Annotated in this window: 16 protein-coding genes and 4 tRNA genes; 17 read left to right on the forward strand and 3 right to left on the reverse strand. The window is 67.2% G+C overall.

The annotated features are described in order from the left end of the window. Window positions 1-338: 338 nt before the first annotated feature. The gene (locus RM423_RS01815; protein ID WP_311421288.1) at window positions 339-743 is read left to right on the forward strand and encodes a hypothetical protein; all 405 of its coding nucleotides are present in this window, start codon (window positions 339-341) and stop codon (window positions 741-743) included. Window positions 744-769: 26 nt separating this feature from the next. On the opposite strand, the gene rfbA is transcribed toward RM423_RS01815, so the two are convergent. Both rfbA and RM423_RS01825 read right to left on the reverse strand, forming a co-directional pair. Continuing rightward, the gene (rfbA, locus tag RM423_RS01820) at window positions 770-1,651 is read right to left on the reverse strand and encodes a glucose-1-phosphate thymidylyltransferase RfbA (protein ID WP_311421289.1); all 882 of its coding nucleotides are present in this window, start codon (window positions 1,649-1,651) and stop codon (window positions 770-772) included. Between the two features lie 12 nt (window positions 1,652-1,663). Continuing rightward, a complete protein-coding gene (locus RM423_RS01825; RefSeq protein WP_311421290.1) occupies window positions 1,664-2,155 on the reverse strand; it encodes a YajQ family cyclic di-GMP-binding protein in 492 nt (163 codons plus the stop codon). 198 nt (window positions 2,156-2,353) lie between these two features. Between RM423_RS01825 and RM423_RS01830 the strand changes: the two genes are divergently transcribed. The 7 genes from RM423_RS01830 to RM423_RS01860 all read left to right on the forward strand — a co-directional run bounded on the left by RM423_RS01830 (window position 2,354) and on the right by RM423_RS01860 (window position 4,491). Next, window positions 2,354-2,438, forward strand: a tRNA-Tyr gene (locus RM423_RS01830). A gap of 350 nt (window positions 2,439-2,788) precedes the next feature. Beyond that, window positions 2,789-2,861: transfer RNA gene (locus RM423_RS01835), tRNA-Thr, on the forward strand. An 86-nt stretch (window positions 2,862-2,947) separates the two neighbouring features. Then, window positions 2,948-3,021, forward strand: a tRNA-Met gene (locus RM423_RS01840). 39 nt (window positions 3,022-3,060) lie between these two features. Next, the gene (gene rpmG, locus RM423_RS01845) at window positions 3,061-3,225 is read left to right on the forward strand and encodes a 50S ribosomal protein L33 (RefSeq protein WP_249771159.1); all 165 of its coding nucleotides are present in this window, start codon (window positions 3,061-3,063) and stop codon (window positions 3,223-3,225) included. A gap of 110 nt (window positions 3,226-3,335) precedes the next feature. After that, complete coding sequence (locus RM423_RS01850; protein ID WP_311421291.1) at window positions 3,336-3,782, forward strand: MaoC family dehydratase N-terminal domain-containing protein; 447 nt, start codon at window positions 3,336-3,338, stop codon at window positions 3,780-3,782. Continuing rightward, the gene (locus RM423_RS01855; protein WP_311421292.1) at window positions 3,779-4,201 is read left to right on the forward strand and encodes a MaoC/PaaZ C-terminal domain-containing protein; all 423 of its coding nucleotides are present in this window, start codon (window positions 3,779-3,781) and stop codon (window positions 4,199-4,201) included. Before RM423_RS01850 ends, RM423_RS01855 begins: the two co-directional genes overlap by 4 nt. Then, window positions 4,201-4,491 (forward strand): GNAT family N-acetyltransferase, encoded by a 291-nt coding sequence (locus tag RM423_RS01860; RefSeq protein WP_311421293.1) that lies wholly within the window; start codon window positions 4,201-4,203, stop codon window positions 4,489-4,491. Before RM423_RS01855 ends, RM423_RS01860 begins: the two co-directional genes overlap by 1 nt. Before the next feature lie 71 nt (window positions 4,492-4,562). Here RM423_RS01860 and RM423_RS01865 read toward each other — a convergent pair whose 3' ends face one another. Continuing rightward, complete coding sequence (locus RM423_RS01865; RefSeq protein ID WP_311421294.1) at window positions 4,563-5,762, reverse strand: pyridoxal phosphate-dependent aminotransferase; 1,200 nt, start codon at window positions 5,760-5,762, stop codon at window positions 4,563-4,565. Between the two features lie 236 nt (window positions 5,763-5,998). Here RM423_RS01865 and RM423_RS01870 point away from each other — a divergent pair. From RM423_RS01870 to RM423_RS01910, 9 genes are all read left to right on the forward strand, one after another. After that, window positions 5,999-6,071: transfer RNA gene (locus RM423_RS01870), tRNA-Trp, on the forward strand. 62 nt (window positions 6,072-6,133) lie between these two features. Continuing rightward, on the forward strand, window positions 6,134-6,415 hold the full coding sequence (gene secE / locus RM423_RS01875) for a preprotein translocase subunit SecE (RefSeq protein WP_311421295.1): 282 nt from the start codon (window positions 6,134-6,136) through the stop codon (window positions 6,413-6,415). 182 nt (window positions 6,416-6,597) lie between these two features. Beyond that, window positions 6,598-7,437: a transcription termination/antitermination protein NusG gene (gene nusG / locus RM423_RS01880; protein ID WP_449555804.1), complete on the forward strand. Its 840-nt coding sequence runs from the start codon at window positions 6,598-6,600 to the stop codon at window positions 7,435-7,437. 49 nt (window positions 7,438-7,486) lie between these two features. After that, window positions 7,487-7,918 carry a 50S ribosomal protein L11 gene (gene rplK / locus RM423_RS01885; RefSeq protein WP_311421297.1) on the forward strand — a complete coding sequence of 144 codons (432 nt, stop codon included), beginning with the start codon at window positions 7,487-7,489 and terminating at the stop codon, window positions 7,916-7,918. Between the two features lie 174 nt (window positions 7,919-8,092). Beyond that, a complete protein-coding gene (rplA, locus tag RM423_RS01890) occupies window positions 8,093-8,812 on the forward strand; it encodes a 50S ribosomal protein L1 (RefSeq protein ID WP_311421298.1) in 720 nt (239 codons plus the stop codon). A 415-nt stretch (window positions 8,813-9,227) separates the two neighbouring features. Continuing rightward, window positions 9,228-9,818 (forward strand): RNA polymerase sigma factor, encoded by a 591-nt coding sequence (locus RM423_RS01895; protein ID WP_311421299.1) that lies wholly within the window; start codon window positions 9,228-9,230, stop codon window positions 9,816-9,818. Next, window positions 9,815-10,324, forward strand: coding sequence for a hypothetical protein (locus RM423_RS01900; protein WP_311421300.1), 510 nt, complete (start codon window positions 9,815-9,817; stop codon window positions 10,322-10,324). The genes RM423_RS01895 and RM423_RS01900 overlap by 4 nt, the downstream gene beginning before the upstream one ends. Before the next feature lie 45 nt (window positions 10,325-10,369). Beyond that, window positions 10,370-11,968 (forward strand): S8 family peptidase, encoded by a 1,599-nt coding sequence (locus RM423_RS01905; RefSeq protein WP_311421301.1) that lies wholly within the window; start codon window positions 10,370-10,372, stop codon window positions 11,966-11,968. Between the two features lie 72 nt (window positions 11,969-12,040). Then, window positions 12,041-14,623 (forward strand): CHAT domain-containing protein, encoded by a 2,583-nt coding sequence (locus RM423_RS01910; protein ID WP_311421302.1) that lies wholly within the window; start codon window positions 12,041-12,043, stop codon window positions 14,621-14,623. The last annotated feature ends 6 nt before the right edge of the window (window positions 14,624-14,629 follow it).

Consider the following 14,629-nt stretch of genomic DNA (forward strand, 5'->3'; position numbering starts at 1 on the left):
TGCGATCCCACGCGGTAGGGTGTGTCCGGCTCATCAAAACCGTCCGGTAGGTATGGATTAGCCTCAATACGGACATACAGCATATCGTTCATCACGTGCTGAACGATATGCCCAAGTGGATGCATGGATGCGCAAAGGTTCTTTCCTATTGACATAAAGTTGCCACTGGTCCCCGTGGGGACCGAATGGTATTTTCACTGCGGGCGAAGTCCGGTTTGCAAAGATTGAACGCGGACTCCGTCCCTACATCTCGAAATGTCTGACCCTGCGGGCACCGCTATCGCGCATCCGAAACCCGGTGCCGACGGTCCCGCGGACCGTAGGAGCAAGGGGGCGTCATGGACAGCCATCTTCACGCGTTGGAGTTGCCTGCGTTCGAACTGGACTGCCGCGACTGGTTGATCGCGAGACCGGACGAGGGATCGGTTCCGGAAGAGATCGGTGGGGCGCCTGTCGTGGCGGTTCTCAGCACGGTGGTGATCGGAGCAGAAGAGATCACGCCGGCCAGCGCCGTACTGAGCATCGGGTTGCTCGATGAGCCCGTCGATGCCGTGCGGATCGACGATGACAGTCCGGTCGCCGAGCTGATCGACTTCGACGTCGTCGTCGGCTCAGCCCGCTACGTGGTGCCGGCCCCGGACGGGCAGCTGGCCCTGTTGGCGGAGTTCAGTGGCGCCCGCGACTGCGGCGAACTCATGGAGCGGTTCCGTCAGCTCATGACGTCGTTCCGCTGGGCCAGCTAGCTCACCGTACGTCTCGGCTCTGCCGGTCAGCCGCGCGCGAGGTGGCGCTGAGCCACCTCGATGACGTATTGGCCGTAGCCCGACTTCGCCAAGGCCTCGCCGAGTCGAAGCGCCTGCCCAGCGTCGATGAAACCGCGATTGAGGGCGATCTCCTCCAAGCAGGCGATCCGCACGCCCTGCCGGTGCTCGAGTACCTGGACGAACTGGCCGGCCTCGATGAGCGAGTCGTGGGTTCCGGTGTCCAACCACGCGGTGCCGCGGCCCAGGTCGACAAGTTCCGCCGTCCCGCGGGCGACGTAGATGTTGTTGAGATCGGTGATCTCTAGCTCGCCGCGTGGTGAGGGCGTCAGCGACGCCGCCATATTCACCACGTCGTTGTCGTAGAAGTAGAGCCCGGTGACCGCCAGGTTGGACTTCGGCTTCAGCGGCTTTTCTTCGATGGAGATCAGTCGGCCGTTGACGTCGGCCTCGGCCACGCCATAGCGCTCCGGGTCAGAGACCTGGTACCCGAAGAGCCGGCAGCCCTTCGTCAGGCGAGCGGCGTCGGCGAGGGTCTGGCCCAGCAGGTGGCCGTAGAAGATGTTGTCCCCCAGCACCAGTGCGGCGCTGTCGTCGCCCAGGTGGTCGCGCCCGATCAGGAAGGCCTCGGCCAAGCCGTTGGGCTCGGGTTGCACGGCGTAGCTGAGGTTGATGCCGAAGTCCCCGCCGTCCCCGAGCAGCCGGACGAACTGGGCCTGGTCGTGCGGTGTGGTGATGATGAGGATGTCGGTGATACCGGCCAGCATCAGCACTGACAGCGGATAGTAGATCATCGGCTTGTCGTAGACCGGCAGCAACTGCTTGCTGACCGCCCGAGTGATCGGGTGCAGTCGCGATCCCGCGCCGCCCGCCAGGATGATGCCCTTCATCGAACTCCTCGGCTACCGGTAGTTGTCGAACTGGAGCGCGACGCCGAAGTCGCCGGCCTTGAGCAGGGCGATGACGGCCTGCAGGTCATCGCGTTTCTTGCCCGAAACCCGTAGCTGGTCGCCCTGGATCTGGGCCTGGACACCCTTCGGTCCCTCGTCACGAATGGCCTTGGAGATCTTCTTGGCAATGTCGGTCTCGATGCCCTGCTTGAGCGAGCCGGTGACGACGTACTGCTTGCCGGACACCTTGGGCTCGTCCGCGTCCAGCGCCTTCAGCGAGATGGAGCGCTTGATGAGCTTCTCCTTGAACACCTCGAGGGCCGCTGCTGCCCGCTCCTCGGTGTCTGCCTTGATGGTGATGCCGAGCTCGCCGGACCACGCGATGCTCGCGTTCGTGCCACGGAAATCGAAGCGTTGAGACAGCTCTTTCGCCGCCTGATTCAGCGCGTTGTCTGCTTCTTGACGATCGATCTTGCTGACGACGTCAAAGGACGGATCTGCCATGGTGGTCTCTCCTCACGTTCGCTGCCGGATCGGGTCTGCGCTATCTGGACGGTAGCGGAGACGACTGCTGTCGTTACCGGTCGGCCACCCGGCGTAAGCGTTGCTAGCTGGTTCAGGGGTCCGGCGTGATGGGGGTCCACCTCGTGTATTCTCGTCTGCGCGGCGTGCTGGTAGCTGTCGGCGCGCGGCGTGTTTCAAGGCGGTTTGCCCGAGTGGCCAAAGGGAGCAGACTGTAAATCTGCCGGCTCAGCCTACGTTGGTTCGAACCCAACAGCCGCCACCAGACGAGGACTCTCCGGCGTCGCCGGAGAGTCCTCACTGCCTTTCCGCCGGGTCTCTCTCTGCATGCGCAGACGGATCTCTCCTTGCGCGTAGCCGCTCTGTGCGTAGCCACAGCGCAGACATCAGATGTGGGAGTTTCGTAGCTTGGGGTTGCCAACCAACTACATACTGTGCATACTTGAGGTGCCCTGGTGGTCGTTCCCCCGTGCGATCACCAGGGCTTCTTCATGCCCGATCGCTGGGGTGATTTCGAGATCTCCACGTCGGTCGGGTAGAGTTCACCCGGCGTTCGAGACAGCGCGGTGACGGCGGCGCAGGCCGTGATCGAGGCAGTTGTTTCGCGCGTTGCCCGCCCCCTTAGCTCAGTCGGCAGAGCGTCTCCATGGTAAGGAGAAGGTCTACGGTTCGATTCCGTAAGGGGGCTCTGGTTCGCTGGTGACGCGCTCCACGTGCTGCCAGCCGTTCCAAAGCAGGAGCAGGTCGGAATAGTGCGCCTGGGCACTGCATCAGGGCGGGGTAGCTCAGCCTGGTAGAGCAAGCGGCTCATAATCGCTGTGTCGCCGGTTCAAGTCCGGCCCTCGCTACCGAATAGATCGCACGTTCACTCACCGGAAGGCACGACCGTGGCAGCCACAGACGTTCGACCCAAGATCACCTTGGCGTGTCAGGTGTGCAAGCACCGCAACTACATCACCAAGAAGAACCGGCGCAACGACCCCGACCGGTTGGACCTGAAGAAGTTCTGCCCCAACTGCGGCAAGCACACCGACCACCGCGAGACCCGCTAGTCCGGTTTCGACCAGGCTGGCGTCGTTCCCTCGGGAGCGGCGCCAGTCGTGGTTTCGGGTGGCTGCCCGCGGTCCGAAGCGACGCATGGCGGGTGGGATAGCGTGCGTCTATGCCCCTTGATCAGTCATTCGTGGGTCGCGTGTACCCGCCCACCGAGCCTTACGAGGTCGGCCGCGAGAAGATCCGCGAGTTTGCCGACGCGATCGGTGATGAGAACGCTGCCTATCGCGATCCCGCAGCCGCCCGCGCCCTGGGATACCCGGATGTGATCGCCCCGCTCACCTTTCCGATCGTGATCACGATGCGGGCCGGCGCCCAGATCGTCACCGATCCCGAGCTGGGCCTGGACTATTCCAAGGTGGTCCACGGAGAGCAGCGGTTCGCGTACCAGCGCCCCGTGCGGGCCGGTGACGTGCTGCAGGTGGTGATCACCGTGGAGTCGATCCGGTCGGCGTCGGGCAACGACATCCTGACCAACCGGGCGGACGTGCGGACGACGGACGGCGAGCTCGTGGTCACGGCATTCTCGACACTGGTGGCCAGGGGCACGGCATGATCCGTTACAGCGACGTCGCGGTAGGCACCGACCTGCCGTCTCAGACCTTCGAGCTGAGCCGTACGGACCTCGTCCGGTACGCGGGCGCGTCCGGTGACTTCAATCCCATTCACTGGAGTCAGGAAACGGCCGTCGGAGTGGGTCTGCCCGACGTCATCGCCCACGGCATGCTGACCATGGCGATGGTCGCGCGGGTCGCCACGGACTGGGTCGGCAATCCCGGCGCGGTGCTTGACTACGGCGTGCGGTTCACCCGTCCGATAGTAGTGTCCTTCGGGTCGGCCGCGCGGCTGGAGGTTGGGGGAGTGGTGCGGTCGCTGAGCGAGGACGACGGCACTGCCGAGATCGGTCTGACGGCTACGATGGATGACCGGACCGTGCTGGCGAAGGCCCGCATCGTCGTTCGATTGGAGCGCTGATGGCGAACGAGCAGATCGAGCTGGTGGACAACGAGGCAGCTGGCCGGTACGAGATTCACCTGGACGGCGAACTCGTCGGCCTCGCCGACTATGTGCGCCGAGGTGATGTGCTCGCGATCCCGCACACCGAGACCTCGCCGGAGTTCGGTGGTCGAGGACTGGCCAGCACGTTGGTCAAGTTCGGCCTCGACGACATCCGGGCTCGGGGCTTGCGCGTGCAGCCGGCGTGTCCGTTCGTCGCGGCGTACATCGAGAAGAACCCCGAGTACGCGGACCTCGTAACGAGCTGAGTCGGGCAACCGGCCTCAACCCACGGCCGACTCAGCCTTCGGCTGGCCGACTCAGCCTTCGGCTGGCCGACTCAGCCTTCGGCTATGAAGCGCTGGATGCGTCCGATGCCCTCGACGAGGTCCGCGTCGCCCAGCGCGTAGGACAGGCGAAGGTAACCCGGAGTTCCGAACGCCTCGCCTGGTACGACCGCGACCTCGACCTCGTCCAGGATCAGCGCCGCCAGCTCAGCCGACGTCGCGGCCGTCTTGCCACGCAGCGTCCGGCCGAGCAGGCCCTTCACCTGGGGGTAGGCGTAGAACGCGCCGCCGGGCTCAGGGCAGATCACGCCGTCGATGGCCGACAGCATCTCGACCATCGTCCTGCGCCTGCGATCGAATGCTTCGCGCATCGCGGCCACGGCGGAGAGGTCGCCGGTGAGGGCAGCCAGCGCCGCGGCCTGAGCGACGTTCGACACGTTCGAGGTGGCGTGGGACTGCAGATTCGAGGCGGCCCGCACGACGTCGGTCGGGGCGATGAGCCAGCCGACCCGCCAGCCGGTCATCGCGTACGTCTTGGCGACGCCGTTCAGCACGACGACCCGGTCGGTCAGCTCCGGAACGGCGGTCGCGATGGAGAGGTGCTCGCTGTCGCCGTACACCAGGTGCTCGTAGATCTCGTCCGTGACGACCCACAGGCCGTGCGAGGCCGCCCACCGGCCGATCTCGCGCACCAGCGCAGGCGGGAACACGGCGCCGGAGGGGTTCGAGGGGGATACGAACAGCAGGACCTTCGTCCGGTCCGTCCGAGCGGCTTCCAGCTGGTCCACGCCGACGAGGTAGCCGGTGGTCTCGTCCGTCATCACCGGGACAGGCACGCCGCCGGCCAGCTGGATCGCTTCGGGGTAGGTGGTCCAGAACGGGGCAACCAGCAGCACCTCGTCGCCCGGGTCCAGCAGCGTCGCGAAGGCGTTGTATACAGCCTGCTTGCCGCCGTTGGTGATCAGCACCTGCGACGCGTCGACGGCATAGCCGCTGTCACGCAGCGTCTTGGCCGCGACCGCCTCGCGGAGTTCCGGCAGGCCGGGAACCGGGGTGTAACGGTGGTACCTGGGTAGCGCCGCAGCCTGCACCGCGGCATCGACGATGTACTGCGGTGTGGAGAAGTCCGGCTCGCCGGCGCCGAAGCCGATCACCGGTCGTCCGGCGGCCTTGAGGGCCTTGGCCTTGGAGTCGACGGCCAGGGTGGCGGACTCGGCGATGGCTGCAATACGGTCAGAGATGCGGGTACCCATGCCTTCCATGGTTCCAGACGTCCCGGACCGGTTTTCCCGCGCGTGCCCGGTTCCCGAGTTGTGGGATTGTCCCGGCTTTGGACAAGGCGGACCGACCCTTTACACTGGCTACTCGGGTCCTCTGTGGCCGTGCGCCAGCGTGCGCGCAATCGGTATTTATTCGACGGTTGCGGGGCACAGGCTCTCGGCAGGCTGGGATCCGCCTTGGACGGAGCCGGTCACAACCGGCTCGCCAAAGGGGCGTGGCTCAATTGGTAGAGCACCGGTCTCCAAAACCGGCGGTTGCAGGTTCAAGTCCTGTCGCCCCTGCGCCATCAGCGTCGTCGGCGCTCACGCGAGTGAGCGTCGGGGCGCGCCCGAGAGGAGAAACGGTGACTGAGACACAGGCTGCGCCCGCGTCATCTTCGCGGCCCGACAAGGGCACGAATGGCGGCGGGCTGGGCGCCCTGCTGCGCTGGCTGCCGAACCTGATCCGAGCGCTGCAACGGCGGACGCGCGAGACGGTCTCAGAGATGCGCAAGGTTTTGTGGCCCTCTCGCAAAGAGATGACCACCTACACCATCGTCGTGCTGGCGTTCGTCGTGATCATGGTGACTGTGGTTGCGTTGCTCGATTTCGGGCTCGCCAAGGCGGTCATCGCGGTATTCGGCTAGCCGGGCGCCGCAGCCCCTCGCACGACGGTCCGCATCCGAGATCGATCCATGAGACAGCTTCACGAGATAGCAAGGAAAGAGTGCCTGTGACCGAGTTCGACAACCACGCTGCCGACGACGCGGCTGGTGACACCGCGCCGGACGAGGGACCCCTCGATACCGGCAACGCTGGAGCGGACGCGATCAGCCTGCCCGAGCCGGATGTCGAGGACCAGGTCTACGGCGTGACCGCCGAGGACAAGTACAACGCGGCCGCCGAGGAACAGGCGGACACCTCCTGGGCCGAGGCCGCCGCCGAACTCGGGGCTACCGAGCTTGCAAGCAGCGAGGAGGCGGACGGCGGCGACACCTCAGACACCGACGTTCCGGACGCCGACGTTCCGGACGCCGGCGAGCCCGACGAGGACGCTGATCCGGTCGAAGAGCTTCGCGCTCAGCTCCGCCGGGCTCCGGGTGACTGGTTCGTCGTGCACTCGTACGCGGGCTACGAGAACAAGGTCAAGACCAATCTCGAGAGCCGCATCTCCTCCCTCGACATGGAGGACTACATCTACCAGGTCGAGGTTCCCACCGAAGAGGTGGTGGAGATCAAGAACGGCAAGCGGCAGCAGGTCAACCGCAAGGTTTTCCCCGGCTACATCCTGGTGCGGATGGATCTCACCGACGACTCGTGGGGCGCCGTGCGGAACACGCCCGGTGTTACCGGGTTCGTCGGTGCGACCTCCAAGCCCTCGCCGCTGTCCATGGACGAGGTCATCAAGATCCTGGCTCCCACCGCGCAGAAGGCTGCGGCACCCGGCAAGGGTGGCGCGGGCGCGGCCGAGGGTGCCGGCCAGTCCGCCGTGGCGGTCGTCGACTTCGAGATCGGGGAGTCGGTCACCGTCATGGACGGCCCGTTCGCGACGCTGCCGGCCACCATCAACGAGATCGACTCACTGCACTCCAAGCTGAAGGTGCTGGTTTCGATCTTCGGCCGTGAAACCCCGGTCGAGTTGTCGTTCGCCCAGGTTTCGAAGATCTAGCCAATCCGCCGTCCAGCAAGAACCAGCCAACCAGAAGAAGAGAACACCAATGCCTCCCAAGAAGAAGCTCACCGCGGTCATCAAGCTGCAGATCAAGGCCGGCGCCGCCAACCCGGCCCCGCCGGTCGGTCCGGCGCTGGGCCAGCACGGCGTCAACATCATGGAGTTCTGCAAGGCCTACAACGCCGCGACCGAAGCGCAGCGTGGCCAGGTCGTACCGGTCGAGATCTCGGTGTACGAAGACCGGTCCTTTACCTTCGTCACGAAGACCCCGCCCGCCGCGCGGCTGCTGCTGCAGGCCGCCGGTGTCGAGAAGGGCTCTGGCGAGCCGCACAAGACCAAGGTCGCCAAGGTGACCCAGGCCCAGCTGCGTGAGATCGCCCAGACCAAGATGGAAGACCTCAACGCCAACGACGTCGACCAGGCGGCGAAGATCATCGCGGGTACTGCCCGTTCGATGGGAATCACCATCTCGGACTAGTCGTTCTCGATAAGGTCGCCTAGCCGATAATGGTCGCCCAGCTAGGCGGCCGATCCGTACGACAGCGTGATCCTTAGCGCACTGTCGGCACGGCAGCAGGATGAAGGGCAGCAAGTAGGTGGGAGGACGCCGATGGTCGGCGCCCGTCAGACCACGGCAAATGGGAGTGCAATCATGGCAAAGCGCAGCAAGGCCTACGAGGCCGCCGCCAAGCTCATCGAAGAAGACAAGATCTACAGCCCGCTGGAGGCCGCGAACCTGGCCGTCCAGGCGTCGCCGTCAAAGTTCGACGGCACGGTCGAGGTCGCCATGCGGCTCGGCGTGGACCCTCGCAAGGCCGACCAGATGGTGCGTGGCACGGTCAGCCTGCCGCACGGCACCGGCAAGACCGCTCGGGTCATCGTGTTCGCGACCGGCGCCCAGGCCGAGGCCGCCCGTGCCGCGGGAGCCGACAAGGTCGGCAGCGACGACCTGATCCAGGAGATCACCGACGGCTACCTGGACTTCGACGCGGCCATCGCCACGCCGGACCAGATGGCCAAGGTCGGGCGCATCGCCCGGATCCTCGGCCCGCGCGGTTTGATGCCGAACCCGAAGACCGGCACCGTCACCCCGGACGTCGCCAAGGCAGTCACCGACATCAAGGGCGGCAAGATCACCTTCCGCGTGGACAAGCAGGCCAACCTGCACCTGATCATCGGCAAGGCATCCTTCTCGGCCGATCAGCTCGTCGAGAACTACGGTGCCGCGCTGGACGAGGTGCTGCGGGCAAAGCCGGCCTCGTCGAAGGGCAAGTTCCTCAAGAAGATCGTCTTCTCCACCACGATGGGCCCCGGCATTCCGGTGGACACCAACCGCACCCGCAACCTGACGGAGGACGTCGCGCAGGCCTAGCGGTCAGCGACGCAGGGTGGCTCGTCCGCCGGCCGGCGGACGAGCCATTCAACAGTAGGGGCGGGCAGCGATGCCCGCCCCTACTGTCATGTGCGGCCGCGGAACCCGGCCGCCTGAGCATGTGCTCGGCCAACCGGATGCCGGCCACCCGCTCAGCGCATGTCCATCCGAGTCGATGGCGCATCCCCCCGGGGCCGAGTGAGTGGTACCGCCCACTGATCAGTTGAGCGTTCATGGCGGCCGCCTGATACCTCGGATCCCCGGATTCCAGGACTCCCGCCCGATGCTGATGCGTTGGGCAGATGTATCAAGATCAGCCGCGAAGCCTCCTTCTCATACGGCTGGCACGCCTTAGGCTCACCGGCTAACGGCCGGCCGGCACGATCCGGGGAGTGACATCACAGGTGAGGCGTCCATGATCAACGCCAAGGCGGAGCAAAGCACCCTCGCGAGCCGCGCCGGCGAGGTTTTCGCCCGATACCGGGACGGGGACTCCGAGGCGATGGCCGAGTTGGTGGCGATGTTGACCCCGATCCTCTGGCATGCGGTTCGTGCGCAACGACTGGACGCTGAGTCGGCCGAGGACGTGTTGCAGAACACCTGGTTCGCCCTGGTCCGCAAGGCTGGGACCATCGCCGACCCCGCGGCGGTGTTGCAGTGGCTGCTGGTGGCGGCTCGACGCGAGGCGTGGCGGCTGGGACGGCTGCAGGCCAAGCAGGTGCCATCCGAGTTCGGCGAGGACGCCATCACGCTCAGCTCTGGCGACCTGCCCGAGAACGTGGTGCTACGCGAGGTCGAGCAAGAGGTCCTCTGGTCACATATCGCCTCGTTGCCTGAACGGTGCCGGGCGCTGCTGCGCGTGATCGCTTTCGCCGACCGGCCGGACTACGCCCAACTGGCGCACTCACTGGGAATGCCGATGGGAAGCATCGGTCCGACCCGGGGACGCTGCCTGGCCAGACTACGCAGACAACTGGCCACGGATGCTCGATGGGAGCTCGGATGAGCGCGTTCGGAGTTCCGCCTGGCGACTCAACGGCCGACCTGCCACTGGACGCCTACGACGACCTCATCATGAGCCGGATCGCTGCTCTCTACCAAGCGATCGATCCAGTTCCGGTGGAACTCACCGAGCGGCTGCAGTTCGCGATCACGCTGGACGCCCTCAGTATGGAGCTGGCCGAGCTGGAACGGCTGCCGGAGACCGCGGCGGCGCGGAGCAGCGCGCACAGCAGCGAGGTCAGGACCCTGACGTTCACCAGCGACAGCCTGACCACCATGGTGGCGATGAGCCCGGACGGGCCTGATCGACTAAGGATCGACGGCTGGGTGGCCCCGTGCGCCGGCGTGTCGGTGGAACTGCGCCAGGGCCTGCTCTGCCGGCACGCCACCGCCGACCCTGACGGCCGGTTCGTCTTCGAGGACGTCGCCCACGGCCTCACCCGCTTCGTGGTGCGAGCGCCCGAGCCCGCGTCCCATCCGCCGGTGGCGACACCGGCCGTCGAGATCTAGGAGCCCTGGCATGTTTCAGTGGCTAGGTGTTCCCCTGGGAGTCGAATGAGTTCGGAGGAAACAGCTCAGCAATCAACCGGTGGCGGCACGCCGCGGCGTCGCGAACCCAGCTTGAACCCCCCGCCGTATGTGCTCAACAAGCACGGCGGACGAGTGCTGGACCCCGCGACAGCGGTCCACCTGCCCGGCCGACCCGCGATTCGCCCGACCGTCTATGTCGGCGCTCGGCTGCTGGTCCGCAGCAGCCAACTGTCCGACGCCGTCCGTGCCGCGCTCGTCACGGCTGCCGCTCAGGCCGGGCTACGGGTGGTCTTCGACGAGGCGGACGGACAGCTGCTGGAGCTCGCGTCGTCCGTGGGTCTTGCCGACCTGGCCGCCCGAGTCCTCACGACCCGGCTTCGGCTCGAGATCGACACCGACAAGCCGGCGAGCCCGCCCGACTCGTGGCAGGTGCTGCAGAACTTCCGGTGCATCCTCGGCTCGGCGGACCCCACCAGCAATGAGGTGACGCTGGACCACCTGCTGACTGCGACCGGCGGCCCGCACGGCGCTCCGTACATGGGTGGCGCTCCGTACATGGGTGGCGCCGGTGTCAGCTCCGAGTACGGCGTGGCCGGGCACGGCGGCCGGTCGCCGGTCACCTGGATCGGAGCGGAACCCACCCGCGTGCCCAAGGGTCAGGAGCGCTGCCGTCGTCCCGTGGTCGCGGTACTCGACACGGGCGTGGGCCGGCATCCCTGGCTTCCCGAGTCCATCGTCAAGCGTCATCCCAAGGTCGGCTCGCTGCCGATCGGTGAGACCGACCCGGCCAGCAATTCAGAGCTCAGCGGGCGTCTGGACAGCCCCCTGGAGGGAACGCTCGATCTCGATGCCGGCCACGGAACCTTCATCAGCGGTCTGATCCGCCAGGTCTGCCCCGATGCGGACATCCTCGCGGTCCGGGTGATGCACGGTGATGGGGCGGTGCCCGAGGGAGATCTGCTGGAAGCATTGAACAGGCTGCTGCTGCGGCAGGCTCTTGCTCTGGAGCTGAATAAGCCAGACTGGTTGGTGGACGTGATCTCGCTGTCGCTGGGCTATTACCACGAGCTCCCCGCCGACTACGCCTACGACCAACTGCTGATCGAGACGCTGGGTGCGCTGGGCGAGTACGGAGTGGCCGTGGTGGCCTCGGCCGGAAACGATTCCACCCCGCGGCACTTCTACCCGGCGGGCTTCACCCCGCATGCCGGCGGCCAGGTGCAGGCACGGTACGACGCCCTGCCGGTGGTGAGCGTCGGCGCGCTCAACCCGGACCTCAAGAGCATCGCGCTGTTCAGCAACGCCGGAAACTGGGTCACCTGCCACCGGCAGGGCGCTGCGCTGGTCAGCACCATGCCGACCACCTTCGACGGCTCGCTCCAGCCGCTGGCGAGCATCCGGGTGCACGGGGAAGGCACCCGGACGACCATCGATCCGGACAACTTCCATGGCGGCTTCTCCATCTGGAGCGGCACGTCCTTCGCGGCACCGATCCTGGCCGCGGAGATCGCGAAGGCGCTGTGGAACTCCGGCACTCTGGACACCTCTGACGCGTCGACGATGGTGTCGCGAGGCTGGGAGGTACTGAACGGTTTGACCGGACTGGAACGCCCGCAGCCATAGCGGCTCATACTTTGCTTCGGCGGCGACCTCGTACCGCCGTCCAGCGAGGGCTCACCGGCGATGGGAAGTTCCATGATCCGCACAGCCACTGCGGACGTGACGCAGGCGCGGAGGTTGCACGCGTCCGGAGTGGAGCACAACAACGCCGGGCATCCACTGCGCGCAGCCCGGCTCTTCCGCCGCGCGCTGGCGATGGTCGACGGCAAGCTCCCCGACACCTCCGAGCTCCCTGACACGTCCGAGGAATGTCGGCTACTGGCCGTCCGGATCTACATCAGCCTCGCCATGAGCGAGTCGGAACTCAGCGGCATGCAACCAGGACTTGCCGCCCTCGCGGAGGCTGAACGGCGCCTTGACGCGGACAAACACCCGGAGCTGGTGGTCCTGCTGCAGTTGCAACACGGCTATATCCAGGTCCGTGGCGGTCACCTGGACAAGGGCCTGCTCCACCTGGACACCGCTGTGGAGCTGATCGGGCATGCCAGCCCGGTGCACGCCGGCAACATCCTGCTCAACCGGGGCAGCCTGCACCTCTACCGCGGGGATCTGAGCCGAGCCCGCGAGGACCTGAGCCGGTCGGCCAAGATCGCGGCGGAGCATGGGCTGGTCGTGGAGGAGTTCAAGGCCCGGCACAACCTCGGCTACCTGGAATTCCTCGCCGGCAATCTCGCGCTGGCGCTCAGGACGATGGCCGATGCGCGCGCCATCGACGCCGACATCTCACTCGGCGTGGCCCTGCTGGATCGCGCCCAGGTGCTGCTGCAAGCCGGTCTGCACCGGGAGTCCGACGACTCGTTGCTCGAGGCGGCGGCGATCTTCCGGGAGGATCGGCTCTGGAAAGAACTGGGAGAGGTGGAGCTGGCCCGTGCGGAGTGCGCGCTGCTCGACGGCGAGACAGTCGCCGCTCGCCGGCTCGCCGCGAGCGCCCGTAACAGGTTCCGGCGCCGGCAGAACGAACGCTGGCGCAGGGACGCGGAGCTGGTTCTGCTACACGCGGACCTGGCCGCCGGCCGGCCCGGTGGACAGCTGGCGACGCGCGCGCTGAGCCTGGCCGCCGAGTTCCGCGCCGCCGGGCTGAACACTCAGGCGCGCACGGCGCAGTTGGTGGCGGCCGAGGCGCTGCTGCGCGCGGGACGGCCGGTGCAGGCCCGAGCCGTGGCGGCCGAGGCCGGCCCGGTCCGCGGCTCCGACCCGGTGTCCGCGCGGCTGCACACCAGACTCGTCCGAGCGAGGCTCTGTATCGCCGCTGACGACCGGGGACCCGCGCGCCGCGAGATCAGCACCGGGCTGGCCGAGCTCGCGAACCACCAGGCGCAGTTCGGCAGCATCGACCTGCAGACAGCGGGCGCGGTGCATGGCCGCCAGCTGGTGGAGCTCGACCTGTCGATGGCGTTCCGGCACGGCAGGCCGCTGGCGGTGCTGGCCGCGGTCGAGCGCGGCCGGGCGATCTCGAGCCGGCTGGGTGCGGTGAAGGCTCCGGCCGACCCGGTGACGGCCGAGTTGCTGGCTGAGCTGCGTCAGGCCGTCGAGGGACTGCGGGCGATCGCCTCGGATGCCGGGGCGTCTAGCCGCGCATCGTCAGAGCGTCGCCGCGTCGCCGATCTGCAACGGGAGCTACGTGCCCGGTCCTGGCAGTCGGAGGGCCAGCGGGCCGCCGGAAAGCCCGCCGGCTGGAATGCGATAGGCCCGGCACTGAGCGCCGCTGACACCTCATTGGTCAGCTACTTCAACGTCGAGGGGCAGCTGTACGCGGTGGTGTTCGCGGCCGGCCACGCCCGCATCGTCCACATCGCGGCCGAGCGCGCGGTGGTCGAGATGGTCCGGCGAGTTCGGGCCGACATGGACGTGATAGCCAACGGGTACCTGCCCCCGGCCATGGCGCAGGCGGTGGCGGCCACTCTCGATAGGTCCCTGGCGCGGCTGGACCGGGCTCTGCTCGGTCCCCTCGGACTGCCGGACGCGCGACTGGTGATCGTGCCGACGGGTGTGCTCGGCACGCTGCCCTGGACGAACCTGCCCTCGCTGCGGCAGCGCCCGGTCGTGGTGGCGCCCTCGGCGACGGCCTGGCTGGCGGCATCCGGTCCGACGCAGCCGGTCGATCCGGTGGTGGTTGCGGTTGCCGGCCCGGAGCTGGTCCGCTCTACCGAGGAGGCGTCCGTGGTGGGCAGGTTGTGGCCGGACGCCCTGGTCTTCGCAGGCGACGCCGGCACCAGGGCGGCGCTGGTGTCGGCGCTCACCTCCGCCACCGTCGTCCATGTCGCGGCGCACGGCCAGCACCAGGCGGAGAACCCGATGTTCTCCTCCATTCGGCTCGTCGACGGGCCGCTGTTCGCCTACGAGCTCGACCAGAGTGCTCGGGTGGCCGAGCACGTGGTGCTGTCGGCGTGCGAGCTCGGCCGGTCCACGATGCGTGCCGGTGACGAGGCGCTGGGGCTCACCAGCGTGCTGTTGCGGCTCGGCAGCCGCTCGGTGATCTCCGGCGTGGCACGGGTCCACGACGATGTGGCGGCTGAGGTGATGACGACTTACCACGCCGGGATGGCCACCGGAATGGACTCGGCACAGTCGCTCGCACTCGCCGTCGCGCAGGCGCCCACCCCGGCACCGTTCGTGTGTTTCGGCGCGACGTGGGCTCCGGGGACAACGACGAAATAGTTGGCC

It is taken from the genome of Jatrophihabitans lederbergiae (genome assembly GCF_031845305.1).
Classification (GTDB): domain Bacteria; phylum Actinomycetota; class Actinomycetes; order Mycobacteriales; family Jatrophihabitantaceae; genus Jatrophihabitans_A; species Jatrophihabitans_A lederbergiae.

Bases quoted from the DNA above. Each gene is read 5' to 3' on its own strand.
- RM423_RS01815 (WP_311421288.1), top strand. From the start codon at position 339: ATGGACAGCCATCTTCACGCGTTGGAGTTGCCTGCGTTCGAACTGGAC.
- rfbA (WP_311421289.1), bottom strand. From the start codon at position 1,651: ATGAAGGGCATCATCCTGGCGGGCGGCGCGGGATCGCGACTGCACCCG.
- RM423_RS01825 (WP_311421290.1), bottom strand. From the start codon at position 2,155: ATGGCAGATCCGTCCTTTGACGTCGTCAGCAAGATCGATCGTCAAGAA.
- RM423_RS01850 (WP_311421291.1), top strand. From the start codon at position 3,336: ATGCCCCTTGATCAGTCATTCGTGGGTCGCGTGTACCCGCCCACCGAG.
- RM423_RS01855 (WP_311421292.1), top strand. From the start codon at position 3,779: ATGATCCGTTACAGCGACGTCGCGGTAGGCACCGACCTGCCGTCTCAG.
- RM423_RS01860 (WP_311421293.1), top strand. From the start codon at position 4,201: ATGGCGAACGAGCAGATCGAGCTGGTGGACAACGAGGCAGCTGGCCGG.
- RM423_RS01865 (WP_311421294.1), bottom strand. From the start codon at position 5,762: ATGGGTACCCGCATCTCTGACCGTATTGCAGCCATCGCCGAGTCCGCC.
- rplK (WP_311421297.1), top strand. From the start codon at position 7,487: ATGCCTCCCAAGAAGAAGCTCACCGCGGTCATCAAGCTGCAGATCAAG.
- rplA (WP_311421298.1), top strand. From the start codon at position 8,093: ATGGCAAAGCGCAGCAAGGCCTACGAGGCCGCCGCCAAGCTCATCGAA.
- RM423_RS01895 (WP_311421299.1), top strand. From the start codon at position 9,228: ATGATCAACGCCAAGGCGGAGCAAAGCACCCTCGCGAGCCGCGCCGGC.
- RM423_RS01900 (WP_311421300.1), top strand. From the start codon at position 9,815: ATGAGCGCGTTCGGAGTTCCGCCTGGCGACTCAACGGCCGACCTGCCA.
- RM423_RS01905 (WP_311421301.1), top strand. From the start codon at position 10,370: ATGAGTTCGGAGGAAACAGCTCAGCAATCAACCGGTGGCGGCACGCCG.
- RM423_RS01910 (WP_311421302.1), top strand. From the start codon at position 12,041: ATGATCCGCACAGCCACTGCGGACGTGACGCAGGCGCGGAGGTTGCAC.